Origin of the sequence: Fusicatenibacter faecihominis (assembly GCF_020686945.1) — a bacterium.
In the GTDB taxonomy this organism is placed as follows: domain Bacteria; phylum Bacillota; class Clostridia; order Lachnospirales; family Lachnospiraceae; genus Limivivens; species Limivivens faecihominis.
This window is the reverse complement of the sequence record NZ_JAJEPR010000011.1, coordinates 58,282-80,624: the sequence shown is the minus strand read 5'-3', so window position 1 is coordinate 80,624 and position 22,343 is coordinate 58,282. Positions and strand designations below refer to the sequence as shown.

Here is a 22,343-nt window from a genome sequence, read left to right as displayed (position 1 = left end):
ACGACGCCGAAAAGGAAGAATAGTTTTCTTGTACGAAAATATGATTCTTAAGAAAAAACAGCAACCCAGGCTTCATTGCTTAAGTTGCTGTTTTTCTATCTTCTATTTATGTGGTCTTATTAAGAAGTCCAATATTTTGATTGGGCTACTATACAAGACCAAAGGCATGATTTTTGGTCTTATATACTGTTCCATTTTATATTTTGGACTGCTTTACAGAACCATAACAGGTTGTAAACGGGCTTGTATAGAAGTCCATAAATACCAGAAATTAGCAGATGTTCGTTCTGGTCATTCGGATACCATATCCTATCATGTGTAAGGAACCTTTTCGAATAAGAAAAAAGTTACGAAAAATATTCCCTTCGTTCTCTATATCCAAAAAACACCCTCAGATGCATTTTTTCAGTCAAATGGACAATTCCATATTTAACCAGTTTCCATGCATCTGATGGTAGTTTTTGATGAGTATCCGTGCGTGTTTGGTTATAATATTAAAACAGTAGCCCAACTTACGCTGAGCCGCTGCTACGTCTTACATCCAATTCGTCAATAAATCATTAATCTCTCCGCTAATGGTTCCTTGCATCATACTATATCTGCTTTCTAACAGTCCACGTACTTTTATTTCTGTATCATGACTTGCCGGCGTATAAGATGAAATAAACAAGGCAGCTTTTGCGGCAGGCTGTATTTTCTTTTCATAAGCATCCAGTGCATCATCTGAAATATCTTTATTCGCCGCTTTTGTAATATATACAAAATTCAACGGTGAATTACAGATATGACGAGGATTCTTTCTGATATCTGCAGTAATTTCGCCCACCTTCTTTGCAGAACCAAGTGGAATGATATGATGGGCTTCCAAAGTGTCTGCATCCTCACAGAATACGCTGATTTTCTTTGTTTCATCAAACATATCCATATAAGTTCCAGACAATAAGTACTGGCACATGAAATTTCTCAATACCGGCTTAGGATATCTGTCCTCGTTTACCTTATTCATAAGAAGCAGATCTTTATCCGAGAAATTAGTCATTTTCAGTACATTGGCAGAAATAGAATTCAACCAAGTCAAATCTCTATTCGTTCCACTGACGCATCTCACGATATTCTGGAGATTTGAGATCATGTGTGAGTTCTGATCTTTATCATATTCCCCAGAAAAAACAACACTCCAATACCAGGCTTCTAACAATCTGTGGACTTCGTAGTTATAGAAATAACTATCTTCCATGAACAGCGTTCCTACCAGCACAAGCATAAGGTTGTAGTTAATCTCTCCGATGGTTCGGATTCCACATCGAGTCTGGAAAAAGAAAAGGGCACGATCCAATGCATTAATTACCTTTTCACAATTATCGTTAATTTCCTCCGGAACCAGATTCAGGATCTTGTCCTTTTTAATAAAATCCACTTTATACTTATCAGGATCAAAACTCGGATTATTACAATACAAACAGAGTACGTCAAGAAATGCATCAATATATCTCGGGTTTAATTCTCCCTTGTTGATACAATTCGTTTTTAAAGTTGCATTATAAGTTTTATTGGTCAATGCACTACTCAAAATCGTTTTAATGGATGACTCCAATACAGAATTTGGATAAGTTTTTGTACTCTCAATACTTTCTTTGATTCGCTGCAGGAAGTTCTTTTTATCAACCTTTGCGACACGTGCCATGATCAAATCAAACGTATTAAGAGATACTCCACCCATATTCAGATTCTCATAAATGTCAATTGCACGGCCTCTCTGGGATGCACTTACGCGGATCTGAGAAAGATATACCGTCTTCACACAAGAATCAAGATATATTTTCATGGAATCCACCCAGATGTCTTTGCGATTATCAAGTACGGTTTCAAACTCATCTACATACGTAACTTTGTCAAGAAGTTCAGTGCACTCGTCCGGATCATCATGCATCACCTTTTTCACAAACGCTCTCTGTTCCGCATCAGAAGGAAGAGACGTAAAATAATCGTACATCTCACTTTTGATATATTCCGAAATTCTGGTCATAATGTCCTTAAACCGCAATTGCATCTGACTTTTTTTTCTTCCTGTTTGTATCAAAAGATAAAGAGGAATCAGATATCCATTGGAAAAACTCGTACAGAACTGATCCAAATCTGTCGACAGGTTATTATGAGGATTATACGGCTTGTTATCGTTTGCATTAAAAGTCTGTGTTTCTATGAATGATAATATCTCTCCAGAAAGAAATTCCGGAATATCCACATCTGGATTTGCCAGCGGAAAAGCTAATGTCTGAATTCCAAATAAATCCGCTTCTTTTCCGTTATGGACATCAATCCATTTCGGAATCTTTAAAAAGAATCTCCGTTTCAAAGATGGGCTGACCAATTCGGATACTCTTGGACATTTATCATGAATTACATTTGAAAATACATTCGTCAAAACCGTAATACGCTGCTGTCCATCCAAAAGAAAATCCACATCACCAGTAATATCTGACGTATTAAGGTCTGCATTACGCCCGATTATTTTTGAGCAATACTCGTCAGCACTGGATGTTAAGAGTAATATGCTCCCGATTGGCATCTTGGTAAGTACAGATGCAACTATTTTTTTCTGCCTCTCTTCATCTTTCCATACAAAATCTCTCTGGAAATCAGGCAACAAGATTTTTCTGTCGTCAATGTCTCTGACGATTTCTTTGAAATCAGAATAATTTGAGTTAGCCATTGTCTTCTCCTTTGTTTATATATTCACGTTATAAATTATCCTCTATATAATCCAGTGCTCTCCTAAGTTCTTTGAAATCCTTGTCCGAAGTAAAATAACTTACACTGAAACGAATGGTCCCCGCAGGATAAGTATTCATGAACTGATGTGCTAATGGTGCACACTCTAAACCTGTTCTTACAGAAATACCCTGCTCATCAAAAATATTTCCGGCAGAATCACTGCTGATTCCATCAATCAGACAGGACACAATTCCAACATACGGAACATCTTTATCCGCACCAACGACATGAATAAAATCGTACCCTGAGAGAATTTCCATCAGTTTTGCTCTGTGTTCCTGCTCCTTTTCCCATATTATACCAAGACCTGTTTCATTAATCCACTTAATTGCAGCATATAGACCAGCAACTCCTGCAATATTTAAGGTTCCTGCTTCATATTTTTGCGGTAGAGATTCTGGCATATCCTGATTTGCAGACTCAAAACCAGTTCCACCAAACAAAACAGCAGGAAAATCCGCTTCTGGATTCATAACAAATCCAGAAATTCCAGTCGGACCATACAATGTCTTATGTCCAGCAAAAACTGCATAGTCAAAAGTTTCCAGTCCGACATTTGTATCTATCAAACCGGCAGTCTGGGACATATCTGCTAAAGTTCTCGCTCCATACTTTTTTGCCAAAGCAAAAATATCTTCTAATAGCGCAACAACACCGAAAGAATTACTTGCATGTGATACGATTACGAAATCTGGTTTTTCTTCCTCAAACTGATAACGGATACGCTCCATATCATATCTAAGGTTTTCTCCAACGGTCAGCTGTCTTACAACAATCTTCTCCTGCTTTTCGAAGTGATGCAAAACTCTGGTAACTGCGTTATGTTCAAACGGAGACACATAAATATTATGTGCCCCGCGTTCAATATTTCCCTGAATGATCAGGTTTAAAGCAATCGTTGCTGTCGGCTCAAAGACAACCTGTTTTGTAGGGCAATGAAGCAAATCTTGAATCATTGACCTGGTGTTTGCTATCAATTCGCCGGCACTTTTTGCCTGTTCATAATTCCCTCTTCCCGCGTTACCGCCACATTCGCGATAAAACTTATCCATATACTGATAAACGCATTCTGGTTTTGGATAAGTTGTCGCAGCATTATCAAAATATGCCATGCGTCTACAGCTCCTTTCAACACATCTCTTTTAATACTTCCATAAGAATCTGACGTTTTTCCTGTTCTGGAATCGCCTGCCCCATAGAATCAAGCTGAGAGATGATTGCATTGTAAAGAAGTTTTCCTCTTCTGCTTTCTTCAACCTTAGCAAAACGCTTAGTAACCGCCTTGCCATTTTCGTCTTTATATGTCAGTTCATAGTCTTCTGTAATCTCTGCAGCTGATACGGTTTCTTCAGTACGATGGAAACTTTCAGCAGTATTGCGGTACTGCTCCATGTTTCCGCTAAACATACTGATAACATCTTCATCCCAGTCTTCTAAACGAAGGTCTGTTGCCATCTTAGCTGCTTTTGCAATAAACGCATCTTCGTCGTTCGTTACATCTCTGAAAAGCGCTAAACAACGATCGGTCCCATCAGTAAACAGCTGCTCAAAAGCTGCCTGATCTAATTTTTCACACCAGTCACGAATAATGGACGGCAGAGACATCTTTTCACATGCTGCGGTGTCAAGTGTACAGAACATATTCCGCATCTTCTCTGAAAGCTCATTCTTCAGACACTCAAGTGCACCATCGAAATAATTCTTAGTCATTCTTACTTTCTCAGCAAGTTCCCTGTTTACCGTTTCTGCACCATAAATTTTAGGAATGGCATTAAAGATTAGATTATAACTTCCTACATTCTTGCGCATTTCCTGTAAGAACAACTTGTACTCTTTCGCAACTTTTTTGCCAGCAACGGATTTTGCGTTCTTAGCATACTTCGGAAGTTCCATATACCAACGCTTCATAGCAATCATGACATATTCATACGGAGCCGTCGTTCTGTCTTCAATCGCATATTCACTGAATGCTTCCTCAAGAGCAGCAATATATTCTTCCTTTTCAGGATTCCAATCAATATAAGAAAGTGTAAACAATCCCGGTTCGGCATTAATCTGTTCAATCGCATCAGCATTCATCGTAATCTGACCATATCTGTCACAAATAACAATTTCTTTCTTGTATTCGTGCAATACTACAGACAGATAAATAGGAATCAAACCTTTTCTTAAGCCGATATGCTGCTCTGCAGATGTCAATTCTTTATAAAGATCTGCAAAACATGCCCCGTCATTTTTTCTTGCATTGATCACAAAAGATTCAATAACAGCCAGCATTCCAGCAAGCAGTTCATCTTCTGGTTGGAGATTGAGTCTTACTACACCATCCTGCTCAACAACTATACCTGTATTAAGCACTGTGCTTCGCATGATGGATACGTCCTGTCCACTTCCACTAAGACCAAGGTTAGGTTCTAATTCAGTCCTAAGCAGCCCTGCGATCAATTTATTACGGCTGTTTGTAGCGACCGTAGTAGGTTCTTCCTTGTTAATTACCTCGTTATTGATAACCGGTGTCAGGCCGTAAAGTTCAGAACAAATCGTTGAAAGCAAGCTTGTCAGGTCTGATTTTCTAGCTATAGGCTGTAAACTTCCGTTATAAAAATATGTTGCTCCTCGTCTTTCCGGTCTTGTATATACTTCGATAAATGCCCTAAGGACATCTCTAAGGTCTTCATAAACAACTTCATAATCCTCAAACAGTACTGGGTCATCATCCACTGTCTGCATAAGAATCTGCACCGCATCAAATTCAGACACTGCTGAACGGATATCCTGATATCTATTTGGAATAACAAATACACAATCAACACATCCTGCCGTGGATTTCTTAAGAATCGCTCTTAATCCCTCAATCTCCTCGTCTTTTTCAGGAATGATGGCAAAAACAACCCCATCCGCCTGAATATTCTCTCGTTTAATCGCCCAGTTTGTATCTTCACTAACTTCAGAACTGTCGATGAATCTGAAATCAAAGTATCTGGTCATCTCTTTTTCGTCATTGTATCTTGACGGGTAGAGATAATGATCAAAGTTTGACTCATTAAGGACTGCTTTTATATCCAGTTTTGATGCCCGCTTTTCCACAATATTTGAAATTTGAGCACGGATATCCACACCTGAAGTCTCTTTTAAACGCAGATAACTATTACTTCTCTTCAGATAAACAACATATTTATCTTCTACAAGACGTTTTACCGCCTCATTAACAGCATCCGCTCCATATGCAGCAAAAATTCCATTCAGTTCATCCACTGTTGGACGAAGTTTCTCAAACTGCTCAAGAATATAGATCAACGAGATTGTTTTGACAATCTTTGCATCCAGGCTATTCTCATCGATTTTTCTAAGAATAGAAGATGTAAGGATGTAATACTTATGAAGGTTCCCAGAATACACTTCCTGTTTGAGAAGTGGTTCAAAATAATCATAAATAAGATCCGGGGTTGCCAGTTCAAACGCATTATCTGCATTTTTCTTCAAAAACGCAGATAGTGTAGACTCTCCGGTCGCAGAAATAAACGTAAACAGTGTACGTTCATTCTGTGCCACTCTTTCTGACAATCTTGGAAGGATAAAGGTTGATACCGGATGAAGTGGATAACAATCATAGATCACACGGTCAATACCTTCCTCATATGTATCCGAAAACAATGGATGTCCACTATACAGATACTTCATTCCCTGAAACTCCGTATCATGTTCACCAACAAATGCAGACCACTGTTCCTGATCCTTTTCTATTGCTGCAGCAATGATCTCATAGGTCTGCGTGAAGTTATTGTTCAGATAGACGTGACGAAATCTCTCAGACACACCTCTCCATCCATCAACCATCGCTTTTGACGCACGGTCAATATAACTGGTAATCTCTTTGTGCGAGATCAGCATCAGATGAAGCTGATTATCTGCACTTCTTCCACACTTTTCAGCAAAGTCCTGAAGCATCTTTGTATCACTTTTAGTTGCATCAGCAATATGATTCTCAAGATATTTACTGAATTCATCGTAAATGGCATAAATTCCTGAATATCCTTTCGGTTTCAGGGCTTTCACAACTTCCTCATACAGATCAGCAACATCGAATCCAATAAAAGGATTGAAAGAGCTTCCTGCAGTAAGTGAGGGATACAGTTTTTCAAATTCTTCATATGCGGAAGGATCAAAATCAGTAAGACGCCCTACGAATTCTTCAACATCATCCGTAAGCAATCCTTTAAACTGCTCATATGTATCTGGAAAATCACCTTTCCATCGCTGAATCGTATTAACCGCCGCCTGATAATTTGTCTCCGGCATAATATCGTTCAGTTCATTTTCCGCAAGGGTGCGCTGAAGCGCGAGAAGAAAAGCCTGTGCAAGGGAGTTGCTGCTTCCAGAAATCACAACTGGAAGAATTTTCCCTTTGCCGGCATAATAATTCTTGATCAGCTGATACAACTCTGGTTTTTCTTTTTCAATTACCGGAATCAGCTTTTCAAAAAGTGTAATATCTTTTTTCATAAGGATAGACAAGATCATGAGTACAATATGACTCTTGCCTTTTCCATATGCACCAATCAAAATCCTTGCTCTGTCAGTAGACTCCTTTCCCGTACTGAGAAGGATATCTTCAAGAAGCTTTAATGCAGATTTTGTTGGAATATAATTTTTCAGTTTTGCTTCGTCATTGATATCATATGCGATATTGACGGAACTCTGGAATCCAGTTGCCACTGAAATCATATCTGCCATATTTATCTCCTGTTTCTTTCTATCGATTCATAAAATTTGTCGACACATTCTTCAAACGTATATCTGTGCTCAATACGGATAATATCCAAACCTGCTGTACGAATAATCTTGATTGCACCGGTTTTCTCTGCTTCATGGAGCACATCAATCATAGTGATAACATCAAGGTTGAAGACCTTTCCAATATTCTTCACACCTGTCAGTAACTCATTTAGTCCTACTTCCGTAGCCTCCCCTGCCTGATCCATGATCACAGCAAGTGCCACCCAGGGATCGATACTTTCTGCGGAAGGGGTTACCTTTCTGTAAATTTTCTTTGCCTTATCCACGATATCAACCAATCCCAGTTCTCCCAGCGGACAATCGATGTTATTTTCCGCGGAAACTTTACCCGGGTTTGTCTTATATCTTGGAACATAGGTACCAATAATGCAGTTAAAGTCATCTGTTAAAGAACGAAGTGCTGCCTCCTCACCACCATCAATCGCATACCCGTTTAATGCACCAACAAAATCCTCTTTTGTAAATTCTGTAATATTAAATACATTGAAAAAATAATACCAGGCTGTAGCCAGTTCATCCTGTGAGGCAAGACGGTACTGAAGAAGATATAGTGTTCCAATTTCTTCAATATATCTGTCATGCTGATAAATCTTTTCTCCAAGCGGTGTAAATGTCTGGCTTCTTCTTCCCCTGCTTGGTTCTTCTGTAATACCAACTGCCTGCATCCAAAAGCGCATGGATTTTACCATATTAGACCCAATACCAAGAGTATCCATTGGGTTTCGTTCTTTTGATATAAAAGCATTTGGATCATTATGTATTGCTTTCATGCCCTTGCTGATCCATCCTTTTCGAATAAAGAATGTTTCATGAGCTCGAAATTTCATAGTCATCTTTTTGTATTTCCACTCCTAGTCTTTTGTTCTAAGGTATTTATCCATCATACATCCACCACGTAAAATCTTCTGATTCACACACATTCCACAGTGAACACACTTATCAGGATTTATATAGTAGTAATCACCCATAATAGAAATAGCACCCGATTTACATACGGATTCACACTTCAGGCATTTATGGCAAGCATTGAATTTTCTCACCTGATATCCAGCTTTTCTCTGTAATGCCTCATGATCCGCAACATTCATCGTACGGATCTTCACAGCATATTCAAAATCATTTTCTTTAAATGGCTGGATTGACATGATAGGGACATTCGTTCTTGGTTCCACAACAATAGTCTCATTGAGCAGTTTTCTCCCCAACTCAGGAGCCAGTTTTCCAAAAGGAACAAACATACCTACCAATTCATCATCAAATGGCCTTGAGAGCTTATATATCTTTGCATGTTCCTCCGTCGTACAGTTCGTAAATTTAATCTTTACATCCTGCGCTGCTGGTAAACCATTTCCCCCCTGCCGTGCTTTCCATGCACCGGAATCAATATACTCTTCAGGGTCCGGTTTACCAATATTTTTGGCGAATTCAATTAAGAATTCTCTCCATTCCTTTGCACGTTCAGGCATATAAACATTGGCAAGAAAAACATCTCTTGTGTTGTTATTGGGACATAACCAACATCCAACTCTTTCATATCCCAGACGATAAGCATCATTAAAATCTATCTTTTCAGCTAGGATATACAGCCAGATATCCGCATCCAGCCAGAAGAAAATCGGAGCTGCTACCGTCTGTTTATTGATCTTTACAGATTCCGAACTGTCCTCTACACGATTGTATTTACTTCTTGATACAGATTCTGATTTGCGGATTCCATAAAAAGTCAGAACCTGCTGATTTCTGTACATGCTATTTAAAACTCTAGTAATCGGTCCCGTCTTAAACATGCTGCAGCACCATCTCATCATACGTGCTGGAGGGCCGATTTCTTTCGCCATGCTTAAAAATTCTTGTTCATTATTCTTAGCAATCTGGAATATTGCGTGCGGATGATTCTCGCGGAAACGCTTTGCATATTCCAAAGTAGTAGGAAACTCAAGTGTAGTATTTCCAAAAATATGTACAAGGCTTGGGTCACTCAAAGCCTTTGTTACAACATCTGCTGTAACGGTAGAATCCTTACCTCCCGAAAAAGAAATGATACGGTTTTCTTCTTTATACTTTGCTGCTGTCTCCCTGACAAACTCTGTTGCTTCATCAATAAGGTAATTCAGCCTGTCTCTATTGGCTTCTACAAACCTTTCAGCATATATATTGAAATATTCATATGTATTTGTTTCTTTATATCTAGCGATATCTTCTGCAATTTTTTCAGTATCAGTTTCAGTATAGACTTTACCGGGAATATTCTTTGCTTTTCCATCAATATAATATCTGCTACCTGTTGATGCCCAAACAGAAGATTTCGCATATGTATTTGGTTCTTTTTTCAGAAGAAGTTCCATCAAAAGGCGTTCCTCCGGAAATACCGGTCTGATATCCTTTGCAAGATACTTCATTTTTCTTCCACAACAAGGACAATCCTCCTTGTGATTATCCGTCGTCTGCTTAATGACAGGTACCTTACAAGAATCACACCAATAGATTTCAATAGGAATGTCTTCCGATGTGGGTTTTCCGCAAACCGGGCATGTTTCTTCATTTGTCTCTATATTGCAAAATTTGCACCACATCTATTAATGCTCCTCTTTATCCGGTATAATCTCAGCAATATCATTTAACTGACATTCCAACTGACAACATATCTTATCCAGTACATCGGCTGTAACATTTTCTCCTTTTTCAAGTTTGGAAATCGTTGTATAGCTGAGTCCGGTGCTCTGTTTTAAATCTTTTTTCTTTATATCTCGATCAATCATTAGTTTGAATAATCGTTTATAAGAAATTGCCATAAATAACCTCACTCTCAATTGTTGAGTATTGTAAATTAATTATCTGCATCTTCATATTCAACAGTATAACACGTTTTTTCGCACTTTGAACTTATTTTTCACACGTTTGAGTGAGTTTTTTTATAAGAGCTACAAATTTATATTATATATGTCAGAAAGTGATTCATTTGAGCTTCTTCCGTACAACAAGCATCATACGTTCTTCTCAGCAATTTTATTTTCTTTGCTTTCTACCGACCCATCTATCACATTCCGTCCTTCATCCACGATACAAGGTGCCGGTTGTCTTGTGTTAACAGCACCTAATGGATGAAACGAGAAAAATCTGCCATTACCAGATCCTCCTGAGACTCCATAATTATGTTCCACAACAGTCCCTACAATACCAAGTATAGTCACACCTGCAATTGCAAATCTGATTGTTCCTCCGTTACCCGTAAAAATCTTTGTTAATCCATTCAAATTCATCATATTACTCATCCTCTCTAACACTAATATGAATTAAGCCAGTCCTTAAATTCCTTAAGAGACATCGTCCCATTATCTACAGCTTCCTTTTTTTCTTTATACTTTTTTTGAAGATCATCCACATTCTGTCTGTATTTCTCAATATCCGGATTTGCGGTTCTCCGATGAATAAGTTTTGACTGTGTATTGCGGTATGCTTTCCTTGCCGCATCTCCATTGCGTCTTCGCTGACTGGTTATTTGCGGATATACCTTCTTGCAGCTACGCTTCTCATCCTGCGGTGCTGGATATGAACAATACATGGCGGTTTTTCTCTTTGCTATAAAATATCTCCCACAATCAGGATTTTGACACTTCATAAGCCTTACACCATTGTTTTTCATCTGGATATACTCAAATACCACCAGAGCAAGTAAACTATTAAAATTGTATACCAAGCCATATGAATCTTTCTTAGCATCATACCTAATAGTTGTCTCCACACCTTTGATAGATTCCTGCTTTGAAAGAAGTTCGTTCAACCACTTAACCTGTTCTTTGTCAAATTCAGTTTCGGTTCCAGACATGACCGCAGCCAAAGATTCAAAAAAATTTATGCTATCTATGACGTCCACCAAATACTCCGCATAACATGTCATCAGGAATCCATGCATATTACGAAGTTGAAGTCCTTCACCGATATAATCCCATCTTACATCTGCTGCTATCTCTGCATTTCTTTCAGAAATATAATCATCCAGTTCTTTCTGGCTCCTTCCGATAAGACTTCTGTGTCTTTCTATCGTTCTGTAAAAAAGGCTTGCTGATAGCTGTGCTGCAACAGGGTCCTCATCGAAATCGCCCAAGAGTCCTCTTACAACAAACTGCTCTCCAAAGTCTACATTATCTGGTGTAATCGGATCGTCACCGTCTGGGAAGCAGAATGGATAAACTCTTACTTTTCTCAACAGGATATATAATGAATTTCCCGCCATAAGATCACACAAAATTTCACCCGCTGTATATATCTTAGTGTCAGGAATATTTAAAATGGTACTCTTACCTTCACTATACTCAATAGATAATCCTATATTTTTCATAGTAATGTCCCTCCTTAACTGTACCAAACGATCAAGCCCTGACCCTCTACCGTTGATTTTACAAACAAAGTATTGCTGAATTTCAATCACATAATATCTTATTTTGCTTGTATCATCAATGTTTTGTGTGCATTTCGATCAGCAATCAAAATTCCATTATAATTTATATTTTACAATTGCTGAAACCAAAGCAAAAAAATGATAATTCAAATATTTTCTGTATAACTTAATTAACCCATTATTTTGCAAACGTTAATTGCTTCATATTGCCTGCCATATTATATAAAAAAAGAAAGCCAGTAAACTGGCCTTCTCTCAAAGCGACATATATAACTATGCAACGGCCGTCACTATGGCAGTAGTGGCGGTCCTTTCTATCTGATTGTCAAACAAAGGTCTTCCGAATCACTCTTCCTATTCATTGGGATATAATCATGTATACGCTATCTTCCGTAAAAATATTTATAATACTGCAATATAGAATCATATCAAAATCTTTCGCTCTACAAAGCCTAAAAAGCTGATAACTATTTTATTTGTAAAACCGGATTTTTCCACACAATCTATAATAATAAAAAATATTTTTTCCAGTCTAATTTGTTGCCCCGCTCCGTTTCGATAAGTTTTATAGTAAAGTAAGATATCACAAACTCAAAAGCGAAATCACCTCTACGGAGACTTCGCAAATTCCTCAACAAATTATGGCAATCTGTGTTCTCCATGTGAAATACCGATTTCAAACATATCTAATACTTATCTTTTGCTTAGTGTTCATTTTCATAAACTATTTCTATACGTGTAATGTGTTCAAAATATAGAATAACCCAATCTTTTTTACTTACATCTGATTCTGTTCCTTGAATAATCGCAGGATATGTCTGTTCATATTCGTTAGTATTCCCTTTTAATTTACTTATTTTGTATTGACTTAACATTAAATATGTCATTCGATCCACATCTTTTACATAATTTCTAATATAGCCCTCATACATTATTCCTAGCTCGTCCATATATACACATACCCAAGGGGATTTTTCTTTTGAAAGAGCAATTTCTGTCGGGTTCGAACTTCTTCGTGTTGAAATTTTTAACCATTTTTGTATTTTTTCAAACCACTTCACATTAACAATCTTATATAATATGATTGGCAATATAACAGAAGCAATCAACAGAATTACATGTGGTAATATTTTTGTTAGCTTAGGAATATTCAAATTAAATTGAATTACTTTTTGCAAAAACACCATATAGAGATAACTTATAGCAATACTTTTAATTACTATAATACTATTCTCTTCAACTTTTTTCCCTTCTAAATATTTATAAACAAATATAGAGATTAACCCTGGATATATGTACGTAATGTAATTATTTAATATTTGTAAGATATCTGTTATGAATTCTAACATTAGTGTCCTCCTGGTCTTTTAATTGGCGGGGTATCTCCTGGTTCAACATCTGTTGATGGATCTAAAAAGGTTATTCTTTTAATAATGCCATTAACTACTCCGTTTTTACCATATAACTTAATTCTAGAATTAACTTTTAGACTACTTGCAATTTTTATATGTGTATAGGGTACTTCACTCTTTTTATCTATTTTATATATTCTACGCCTACGAGCTATTCTATATGTTAATTCTTCTCCTTTTTCAGTAACAATCAATATGTTACAAGCATTTCCTTTATTTTGTGTTCTTGAACGTAAACTTAATCTTTTTCTTTTGCCAAGCTTTGTTGGCCTTATTTCTTTGTCTCTTTTCATTTGTGACATACTTCCTCATCCCTTCTTTCGTCTACCAAAACGCTTTGTCATCATTCATACCATCCGCATAATATCCTGATTCGCCTTCCATACCTATTGACAATTTAGAATTCTAATCGCTCTCCTGGTTCTATTCCATCCTTTTTAGATGAAACATGTCCCTTTATTTTACAAGAGATTGTATGTATTTTTCCATCTGGATTAAAATCAATTTTAATGGCATATCTCCCACTTACGTCATGACATAATTTGTCTGACACTCTAATATACTTTTCCATATATTCAACCTTGTTGTCATCTACATATATTTCAATATCTCCTAATAGTGTGGTTAGCATTAATTCTCCTCCAATCTACTACAATATATTTATGGTTAATATCCCTTACAGCCAGTAAGGAATTATCCATCTTGTTGCTTAAGCTGTATAATGATGGAGCAATCGGTATATCGTCTTCCAATCTTGGACTTCGCGTCCGTAAATTAGACTGATAACCAGCTCCTCATTCGCAACGTTCGTTTTATGCAGGTTGAATCGCCATAGGTGCATTCGCGTCACACCACAGTAGATTGAATAGGCAATGAGTAAAACTGGTATTTATCCATTGCAATAATCTTAAGGAGTGACCATTTATGAACGCAGTAGGTATCGATGTTTCAAAAGGTAAGAGTATGGTTGCTATCATGCGACCTTTCGGTGAAATTGTTTCCGCACCTTTCGAAATCAAACACACAGCCAGTGATATCCATTCACTTGTAGAACTCATCAACTCTGTTGAAGGGGAGTCCCGAATCGTGATGGAGCACACAGGACGTTATTATGAAGTCCTCGCCCATCAGCTTTCAAAGGCAAATCTTTTCGTCAGTGCCATTAACCCAAAACTTATCAAAGACTTTGATAATGATTCTCTTCGTAAAGTGAAATCTGATAAAGCGGATGCTGTTAAGATTGCCCGATATGCTCTTGACAAATGGCAAAATCTTAAACAGTATAATGTTATGGATGAATTACGCAATCAGCTCAAAACCATGAACCGTCAGTTCGGCTTTTACATGAAGCACAAGACGGCTATGAAAAATAATCTTATCGGCATCCTTGACCAAACCTATCCTGGTGTTAATACTTACTTTGACAGTCCTGCACGCAGTGATGGCAGCCAGAAATGGGTTGATTTTGCATCTACATACTGGCATGTGGACTGTGTCCGTAAAATGTCTCTGAATGCCTTTATCGACCATTATCAAAACTGGTGCAAACGTAAGAAGTACAACTTCAGCCAATCCAAAGCTGAGGAAATCTATGGAAAAGCAAAGGAACTTGTTCCTGTACTTCCAAAGGATGCCATTACAAAGCTTATAATTAAGCAGGCTGTGGATCAGCTTAACAGTGCCTCTACAACTGTTGAGTCACTACGCACTCTCATGAATGAAACTGCATCCAAACTCCCTGAATATTCTGTCGTTATGGCTATGAAAGGTGTTGGAACTTCACTCGGATCTCAGTTGATGGCTGAGATTGGTGATGTTTCCCGTTTTACCCATAAAGGTGCTATTACTGCTTTTGCCGGTGTAGATCCCGGTGTTAATGAATCGGGAAGTTATGAACAAAAAAGTGTTCCAACTTCAAAACGAGGCTCATCTGATCTTAGAAAGACTTTATTTCAGGTAATGGATGTCTTAATAAAAACACACCCACAGGATGATCCTGTGTATCAGTTCATAGATAAGAAACGGGCACAAGGCAAGCCTTATTATGTCTATATGACTGCAGGTGCCAACAAGTTTCTAAGAATCTATTACGGACGAGTGAAAGAATATCTTTCATCTCTTCCTGAATCTTAATTATCCACTAATATTTTCAAACCAGCACTGGTGTGGTGGTCTTATTTTGATACCTAATTTTCAACCTGTATAAAATTTTCAATGTTCTTCAATTTAGCCTTGACTTTTTATTTGCAGGCTGCTTTTATTATAACATTCAATCGTTCTTTACGCACTAAAAAGGATGTAGGAATCAACTTCCCACATCCTCATTAGTAGCTTAATATCCGCTGTTTATCTTACACCCAAATCAGCTCCTCTCTCCGGCTTATCTTTTCCCTGCTTTTCCTGGATGATTCTCTTATTGATTTCCAAGCGTTCATGGATTGACGGTTTCTTTTCTTTTCCTGGCATTTCCTTTTTCTGTGCTACTGCCTTTCTTTCAGCTTTCCCTGCGTCCTTAACTGCTGTATTTGCTTTAACACCAGCTCTTGACACAGCTTCTTTCCCCTCATTTCTTTCCACCACCTGCTGTTCTCGTCTCTCCTTCACACCTTTTTCTTCCAGACTGCAAAAGCTCTGCAAATATGGCAGTACATGATTCTGCATATCCGTCAGATCTTCCATATACTTCTGATACTCTTCATTACCTTTTCCTTGCTGGTAGCTGATCCAGCTTTCATCCGTCAATTTCATTTCATTCTGCATCTTTAACTGACTGATAATACCGCCGTTTCCGGTACCAATATCTATCTTACCTTGAAAATGATGCAACATCTTGTCGCCCTTCTCAGCATAATATACTGTGAAAAACATCTGTGCTGTCGTTTTTGGTTCGTTGGTGCTTGGATCACGATCAGCATACCAGGCTTTGTCCTGTTCTACGGTTCTTGAATCCAAATCAGATAACTTCTGGCATCTTGGATTCCCCAGCTCACTTTTCTCACAATAATTCACATACACCATTGGTTCCATATCCTTTGGAAGTTCAGGTTCATAGGCTTTCAGTCTTTCAATCAATACACCTGCACGCACAGACTGGTCACATTCTTCATCTACGATATCCTTCAGATACGAAATATAGGAATGAATATTACCACTTTGTAAATCCAACATTACTTCCTGTACCGTATTTTCTCCCAGCTCAACATTATCCCGATACTCATACGGATCAAAAGCTTCTGCAATCTCATCCATTGCCTCTGCCAGCTGTTCTGTGGTCATCTTCTCTGGATACATCGCTTCCCGAACATCCCGCATCGGTACATACTTATAATCCGGCAATGCTTCATGAATTTTTTCAATTCCTTCCCGTACCAGTGCAAGTTCTCCATAAAATCGAACATCATCCATCAGATTTCCAAGTACGGTATTTCCTTTAACGATTGCAAATTCGGCTTCATCATAGTAACTGTCTTCCGGATCACGATAGATAATTCCCATTGAGCATCCCAGATAAGCTGTTTCTGGATTCTCCCTATATTTTTCATAGACTGCAGCTATCTGATTAACATCGGTACTTTTTTCATAAGCTCCCATGTCATGGAACTCATCGCATTCTGTGGCAAAGTATTCCAGATAAGGCTCTTTCTTCGGTGGCATATTGTTGAGGACGTTATCAATCATGTTATAATTCGCCTCTTCCAGTTCCTCCACCTTTGCCAAAGGCTTATATTCGCCCTGGCTTTTCTGAATCTCTGCCATTACAACCTCATCCATTTCTTCTACCTTTTCCATCAACTGATCATAATCCCCACGGATGTGTTCTCCAGTCCATCCTTCGTCTTCCAAAAGTTCCTCTGCCGCTTCTTCAATAGAAATTTCATCATTCTCATAGACTCCACCATCCAGCAGACGGAAATCTTCATCATAAAAGGAATAATCATATCCTTCTTCTGTCCTCTGAATAGCAAAGTAACGTTCTCCCACCTCATATGCCAGTTCACTAAGAACCTGCTCTTCCAGATTCAGGAAAGAATCCAGCTGTTCAAAACTGATACTGTCTACAAAATGAGCGGTTACATTTTCTCCGTCATTCAGAACCACGATATCACTGACTGACAGGGAATGTCCCCGGAAGTCTTCCGCTCTGTCAATGTTGAATCTTTCAAAGATATCATCCAGTGACATATTTCCCAGTAATTCGCCAACATAGACCAGCTTATAATCTTCTTTTTTTATCTGCATACCATGACTTTCAATAAAGCGCATATTCATAAATGCATAGTTTTCGCCCGGTGAATCGTCCTTGATCTGATAAATACCAAAGGTTCGCCTTGTTCCTAACAACAGGTTTGCCTCTTTCAAAGACTGAATCTGTGGATATTTCTGCATTTCCCATTCCAGGTTACGGAAACGCTCCAGTTCTGCCATGGACATCTGATAATGTTCCGGTCCTCGTTCAATTTCCATGCGTTCCGTGACATAGATCGGTGATGAAAAATTAGTAATCAAATAAATATCTGCTCCGGCATCGTATAATTTCAGTGCTTCTTCCTGATTGATCACACTCATAGGCTCCTGAAATGCTCCAAAATCTTCATCGGCATAATCCAGATCATTCTCCTCTATCCGTTCCCACATCTTCGATTCCATTCCAAACAGACCTTCATGCGCCTGTATCATTTCTTTACTCGCATATTCACCTTTACTGCCATCACTTCCAAGGCAATAAATCTTAGAACCCATTCTGTGATAATCAAGAGCTGCTTCTTTTCTAAGCGGTACCATATCTTCTGCTGTATATCCATAGTCACGTAATTCTAGCTTACCTATGGTTGGATCCGGCAGTTCTTGAATATCCATTTTTGCGTCATCCAGCAAATCCTCTACCCCTTCTTTATCTGCCTGGATCACTGCATCTGCTAGATTTCTTACCAGAGTCCTAACTTTCTCTTCCTCACCGATCAGATTCGCATATTCAAAAAGCTGTTCTTTTACATCTGTTGGAAATTCTATGCCTCTACGCTCTGCCTGACTGATCTGTTCCTGCGTATATTCCTGCATTTTCTGTGTTTCTCTGCCCGTTATCCTGTTTCTTGCCATATAAATTCCTCCTGTGTTCTAAAAAATGGCATAACCGACAGAACCTTCTTCTACCAAATTATGCCATCTTTCCTATTTATTCCAGACCGAAATCCCGTTTTCTGGTTTCCTTGCCAGTTTCACTTTCCCGCTGACTCTTTTCTTTATAAATCTGCAGTTTCTCATGGATAGAACCTCGTGCCGGTCTTTCTTCTTTCTCTTTTGATTCCGACTGCTCTGTTTCTGTATCTTCCCGTTCATCCATATTGAGAAGTGCATTTAACTCTGACAGCCGCTCCAGTTTTTGGTTCAGTTCCTCTTCTTTTGGAAATGGCTTCCCGACTTCCTCTTTGGCATTTGCCAGCTGCTCCTGTACCGTTTCCAGCCGTTGTTCTGCTTCTGCCAGTTTCTCCGGATAACTTTCTAAAAGATTATTGATACGAGTGATATTTCCTAGAGCATCGGCTCCCAATCGAACTTTAGCTACCGATTCATGCTTTACAGACAGGATAAACTCTTTGCTCCAACTGTCGAATTGGATTCTCATGTTAAATCCCTGATAGCTTCCAATATCCATAGCTGCATCCACAGACTTAATGTCTTTGCAGACCGCCAGAAGTGCCATACCTGCCTCTTTCTTTTCTGTGAACACTTTGCCACTGATTTCCATAGAAAACAGCTCTGGATCTATGATTTTATGCTCAGAATAATGAGCGATATCTACCTTGTAGCTGTCTATGATCTCCGTCAGTTTTGCAATCTGTTGTGGAAAATTCCTTGCAATATCATCCTCCAGGCGGTACTGGTTATTCATGTGGTTCGCTTTTAAAAGTTTCAACTTTGCTACGTCCACATCCAATGCCATCTTTTCTTTTACTGCCGGATTTCCAGTTGCAAGGGCCTTGACCTCCGCATAAGAAAGTGCCGCTTCATCCACATCTTCACAGCTTCGCACAGGTGCTTTACTGGTCATAATCTGAGAAATGAATTTCTGCTTATTCTCAATCAGCTGCCACATATAACTGTCGAATGTGGATTCTGTTACATACCGGAAGATATGAACCTTTTTATTATGGTTTCCCTGACGGATAATACGTCCTTCCCTCTGTTCCAAGTCAGATGGTTTCCAGCCAATATCCAGATGATGCAACGCAATCAGACGATCCTGCACATTGGTTCCTGCACCCATCTTTGCTGTAGAACCAATCAAAAAACGAACCTGTCCGGATTTCACTTTTCCAAACAGCTCCGTCTTCTTAGCTTCTGTATTTGCATCATGAATAAAAGCAATCTCTTTTTCCGGCACTCCTTTTTCCATCAGTTTCCGTTTCAGGTCGTCGTAGACATTAAAACTGCCATCGCCTTTCGGTGTACTCAAATCACAGAAAATCAACTGTGCTGATTTCTGTGCTGCTGTATCTTTCCAGATTTCATAGCTTTTCTCTGCACATACTGATATTTTGCTTTCTGGATTGTCTGGCAATAATTCGTTCACTAAACGCTGATCCAGTGCTAACTTTCTTCCATCATTGGTGATTTTCAGCATATTATCAACGGAGGCATCTACCCCACCATTTCTGACAACTTCTGCACGTTCTCCAAGGCTTTCTACGATTTCTTTCTGCTGTTCCGTTGGTTTCAGCACCACTGTTTCATATTCTGCTTCCGGCACAGGAAGCTTCAACTGATCGGAAGTCTTGATATCTGCAATCTCCTTAAACATATTCATCAGTTCCGGAATATTATAAAACCGTGCAAATCTGAACTTTGCACGATATCCTGTTCCTTCCGGTGCAAGTTCAATGGCTCTTGAATTATAGGTACATTATGGAAATTTAATTGATTTCTCCAACGAACTTGTAGAAAATCCGGATATTCTGGACTTTCTCTCCATCGATGGTCTGAGGTTCAGATACCTCAATCTTTTCGATAAGACGGTTTACTATGGCTGTGGTCAGCTCTTTGATCTCTGCACATTCTGCCATTTCATTGGCAAGCTGTTCCACTTTGCAGGTGCTGTCCTTCAGATTGTCAGCCGTAGTTTTCAGTTTTTCAATTTCTTCGGTTGTTTCTTTCTTTTCCTGTTCAAAATGGGTGGACAACATCCGGAACTGCTGTTCTGACACAAGCTGCTTTGTAAAATCCTCATACAGCTTGATGAACTGTCTGTCCGATTCGAGGAGCTTTTTCTCCAGTTTCTCCAGCTTTTTCTGGATATTTTCCTGGTTATTCGCCGCTGTCATATCCATCTGCCCCAGTACCTTCCGCATGAATTTCTCCCGGTTTTTTATGACCTTTTTTGCATGGGTCTGGATGTCCGCAAGTACAAGTTTCTCCAGATCGTCCGCATTGATGCGGTGCTGGCTGCAGAACCCGGTTCCCCTCACACGGTAGATGCGGCACTGATAAAAAGTCCGTTCGATGACTGGCTTCTCTTTATTCCTGCCATCGGTATGCACCATCAGGGTACTTCCGCAGTCGGCACATTTTAAAATGCCCCGGAACTTATTCTCATACCCGGAAGTACAGGGCTTGACTTTCGTATGGCGGTCAAGGATTTCCTGCACCGTATCCCATGTGTGTTCATCAACAAGTGCCTCATGGTCACTGGGAATAATGGTTCGCTCACTCATGGGGATATAACCCCTTGTTTCCTGCTTGAAATGCTTCTTATCATATTTCTGCACCCAGAAATAGCCTTTGTAAAGCGGGTTGCGTAAAATCCGGATAACGGTTTCCTGTTTCCAGTTATAGGCATCATCTTCTTTTACCAGAAACTTTCCAAAATATTCCGGTTTATAATATGCCGGCTTTGGGATTTTCTGTTCATAAAGGATTTTCCCGATTTTATTGTTTCCCATTCCCTGAAGTGCAAGCTGGAAAATATAACGGACGGTTGGTGCGGTTTCTTCATCAGCAATCAGGTGGTTTTTATCCTCCGGGTCTTTCTGATACCCGAATGGTGCGTGTGTTCCCATGAATTTTCCCTGGCTTGCCCGGATGTACTTACCTGACTTCACCTTTTTAGAAACATCCCTTGAATAAAACTCATTAAGAATGTTCTTAAACGGGGTAATATCCATCTCACCGCTGTTTGCGGAATCCACACCGTCATTCACGGCGATATACCGTACCTGATGTTTTGGGAAAAATACCTCGATATAAGCACCGCTCTCCAGATAGTTCCTGCCTAATCTCGAAAGGTCTTTTGTGATCACACAGGTAACTTTTCCTGCTTCGATGTCCGCTATCATCTGTTGAAAGGACGGACGGTTGAAATTCGTACCGGAATAACCATCATCTACATAAAACCGATAATTATAAATTCCCAGTTCTTCTGCTTTTCTTGTAAGGATCGCCTTCTGGCTCTGGATGCTCATGCTCTCGCCCACATTGCCGTCATCCAATGATAATCTTGCATAAAGTGCTGTCCATGTTTCTCTGATTTCTGTTGTCTGCATATTGACCTCCTGTGGTTTCTTCAATATCCAGTGACAGAAATACGCTGTCTTTATTATAGCGATTCCTGCCACCTCCTGCAACTGCTGATTTTATTTTTCCGGTGAAATCTGCATCTTTTCTCATCCCACCTTTTTCTGATTTTCCAGTTTCTCCTTTACATTCTGTTTCGCCGCTTCTTCACTAACGGCAGTCAGTACCTTTTCCATGCTCTCCTTGCCGGAATAAACGTGTTCCACCACATAGCGGATGGGTTCTCTCCGGCGGTTCCCTGCTTTTCTCTGCATAAAATCCCTCCATAAATACCAATGCTGGCAGAGGATTATCCCTGCCAGCACACCAACTGTCAAACTATTGTTTCTGTTTTTCGTAGTCCTGCAATCTTTACTCATTGCAATCTCCTTTCTGCCTGCCGGGGAACATCC

The 22,343-nt window shown here is 39.1% G+C and carries 16 protein-coding genes; 1 reads left to right on the top strand and 15 read right to left on the bottom strand.

All coding sequences use genetic code 11. The annotated features are described in order from the left end of the window. Positions 1-535: 535 nt before the first annotated feature. The 11 genes from LKD71_RS08455 to LKD71_RS08405 form a co-directional block, all read right to left on the bottom strand. Positions 536-2,713, bottom strand: a complete 2,178-nt coding sequence (locus LKD71_RS08455; RefSeq protein ID WP_227615070.1) for a DUF262 domain-containing protein — start codon at positions 2,711-2,713, stop codon at positions 536-538. A 28-nt stretch (positions 2,714-2,741) separates the two neighbouring features. Beyond that, a complete protein-coding gene (locus LKD71_RS08450) occupies positions 2,742-3,887 on the bottom strand; it encodes an aminotransferase class V-fold PLP-dependent enzyme (RefSeq protein WP_227615069.1) in 1,146 nt (381 codons plus the stop codon). Positions 3,888-3,903: 16 nt separating this feature from the next. Next, complete coding sequence (locus LKD71_RS08445; RefSeq protein ID WP_227615068.1) at positions 3,904-7,509, bottom strand: restriction endonuclease subunit S; 3,606 nt, start codon at positions 7,507-7,509, stop codon at positions 3,904-3,906. A 2-nt stretch (positions 7,510-7,511) separates the two neighbouring features. Next, complete coding sequence (locus LKD71_RS08440; RefSeq protein ID WP_227615067.1) at positions 7,512-8,405, bottom strand: DUF4007 family protein; 894 nt, start codon at positions 8,403-8,405, stop codon at positions 7,512-7,514. Between the two features lie 18 nt (positions 8,406-8,423). Beyond that, positions 8,424-9,917, bottom strand: coding sequence for a phosphoadenosine phosphosulfate reductase domain-containing protein (locus tag LKD71_RS08435; protein WP_331466418.1), 1,494 nt, complete (start codon positions 9,915-9,917; stop codon positions 8,424-8,426). Between the two features lie 231 nt (positions 9,918-10,148). After that, positions 10,149-10,364 (bottom strand): helix-turn-helix domain-containing protein, encoded by a 216-nt coding sequence (locus LKD71_RS08430; protein ID WP_227615065.1) that lies wholly within the window; start codon positions 10,362-10,364, stop codon positions 10,149-10,151. A 192-nt stretch (positions 10,365-10,556) separates the two neighbouring features. Further along, complete coding sequence (locus LKD71_RS08425) at positions 10,557-10,835, bottom strand: hypothetical protein (RefSeq protein WP_227615064.1); 279 nt, start codon at positions 10,833-10,835, stop codon at positions 10,557-10,559. 20 nt (positions 10,836-10,855) lie between these two features. After that, positions 10,856-11,911 carry a DUF6076 domain-containing protein gene (locus LKD71_RS08420; RefSeq protein ID WP_227615063.1) on the bottom strand — a complete coding sequence of 352 codons (1,056 nt, stop codon included), beginning with the start codon at positions 11,909-11,911 and terminating at the stop codon, positions 10,856-10,858. Positions 11,912-12,675: 764 nt separating this feature from the next. Then, complete coding sequence (locus LKD71_RS08415; RefSeq protein ID WP_227615062.1) at positions 12,676-13,320, bottom strand: hypothetical protein; 645 nt, start codon at positions 13,318-13,320, stop codon at positions 12,676-12,678. Continuing rightward, the gene (locus LKD71_RS08410; protein WP_227615061.1) at positions 13,320-13,676 is read right to left on the bottom strand and encodes a hypothetical protein; all 357 of its coding nucleotides are present in this window, start codon (positions 13,674-13,676) and stop codon (positions 13,320-13,322) included. The genes LKD71_RS08415 and LKD71_RS08410 overlap by 1 nt, the downstream gene beginning before the upstream one ends. 104 nt (positions 13,677-13,780) lie before the next feature. After that, positions 13,781-14,014 (bottom strand): hypothetical protein, encoded by a 234-nt coding sequence (locus LKD71_RS08405; RefSeq protein ID WP_227615060.1) that lies wholly within the window; start codon positions 14,012-14,014, stop codon positions 13,781-13,783. A gap of 293 nt (positions 14,015-14,307) precedes the next feature. Here LKD71_RS08405 and LKD71_RS08400 point away from each other — a divergent pair, with 293 nt between their 5' ends. Then, entirely contained in the window at positions 14,308-15,516 is a 1,209-nt protein-coding gene (locus LKD71_RS08400; protein ID WP_227615059.1) for an IS110 family RNA-guided transposase, read from the top strand. Positions 15,517-15,729: 213 nt separating this feature from the next. Here the strand turns inward: LKD71_RS08400 and LKD71_RS08395 are convergent, their stop codons facing one another. From LKD71_RS08395 to LKD71_RS08380, 4 genes are all read right to left on the bottom strand, one after another. Then, the gene (locus LKD71_RS08395; RefSeq protein ID WP_227615058.1) at positions 15,730-18,480 is read right to left on the bottom strand and encodes a YodL domain-containing protein; all 2,751 of its coding nucleotides are present in this window, start codon (positions 18,478-18,480) and stop codon (positions 15,730-15,732) included. 76 nt (positions 18,481-18,556) lie between these two features. Then, positions 18,557-20,182, bottom strand: coding sequence for a helicase C-terminal domain-containing protein (locus tag LKD71_RS08390; protein WP_331466411.1), 1,626 nt, complete (start codon positions 20,180-20,182; stop codon positions 18,557-18,559). A gap of 112 nt (positions 20,183-20,294) precedes the next feature. Beyond that, entirely contained in the window at positions 20,295-21,920 is a 1,626-nt protein-coding gene (locus tag LKD71_RS08385) for a recombinase family protein (protein WP_227615056.1), read from the bottom strand. Between the two features lie 120 nt (positions 21,921-22,040). Further along, entirely contained in the window at positions 22,041-22,205 is a 165-nt protein-coding gene (locus LKD71_RS08380; protein WP_155512691.1) for a hypothetical protein, read from the bottom strand. Positions 22,206-22,343 lie beyond the last annotated feature (138 nt).

Coding starts and splice junctions, on each gene's coding strand:
- LKD71_RS08395 (WP_227615058.1), bottom strand. CDS start 18,480: ATGGCAAGAAACAGGATAACGGGCAGAGAAACACAGAAAATGCAGGAA.
- LKD71_RS08440 (WP_227615067.1), bottom strand. CDS start 8,405: ATGACTATGAAATTTCGAGCTCATGAAACATTCTTTATTCGAAAAGGA.
- LKD71_RS08400 (WP_227615059.1), top strand. CDS start 14,308: ATGAACGCAGTAGGTATCGATGTTTCAAAAGGTAAGAGTATGGTTGCT.
- LKD71_RS08445 (WP_227615068.1), bottom strand. CDS start 7,509: ATGGCAGATATGATTTCAGTGGCAACTGGATTCCAGAGTTCCGTCAAT.
- LKD71_RS08435 (WP_331466418.1), bottom strand. CDS start 9,917: ATGGAACTTCTTCTGAAAAAAGAACCAAATACATATGCGAAATCTTCT.
- LKD71_RS08390 (WP_331466411.1), bottom strand. CDS start 20,182: ATGTTTAAGGAGATTGCAGATATCAAGACTTCCGATCAGTTGAAGCTT.
- LKD71_RS08415 (WP_227615062.1), bottom strand. CDS start 13,320: ATGTTAGAATTCATAACAGATATCTTACAAATATTAAATAATTACATT.
- LKD71_RS08420 (WP_227615063.1), bottom strand. CDS start 11,911: ATGAAAAATATAGGATTATCTATTGAGTATAGTGAAGGTAAGAGTACC.
- LKD71_RS08405 (WP_227615060.1), bottom strand. CDS start 14,014: ATGCTAACCACACTATTAGGAGATATTGAAATATATGTAGATGACAAC.
- LKD71_RS08425 (WP_227615064.1), bottom strand. CDS start 10,835: ATGATGAATTTGAATGGATTAACAAAGATTTTTACGGGTAACGGAGGA.
- LKD71_RS08385 (WP_227615056.1), bottom strand. CDS start 21,920: ATGCAGACAACAGAAATCAGAGAAACATGGACAGCACTTTATGCAAGA.
- LKD71_RS08455 (WP_227615070.1), bottom strand. CDS start 2,713: ATGGCTAACTCAAATTATTCTGATTTCAAAGAAATCGTCAGAGACATT.
- LKD71_RS08380 (WP_155512691.1), bottom strand. CDS start 22,205: ATGCAGAGAAAAGCAGGGAACCGCCGGAGAGAACCCATCCGCTATGTG.
- LKD71_RS08450 (WP_227615069.1), bottom strand. CDS start 3,887: ATGGCATATTTTGATAATGCTGCGACAACTTATCCAAAACCAGAATGC.
- LKD71_RS08410 (WP_227615061.1), bottom strand. CDS start 13,676: ATGAAAAGAGACAAAGAAATAAGGCCAACAAAGCTTGGCAAAAGAAAA.
- LKD71_RS08430 (WP_227615065.1), bottom strand. CDS start 10,364: ATGGCAATTTCTTATAAACGATTATTCAAACTAATGATTGATCGAGAT.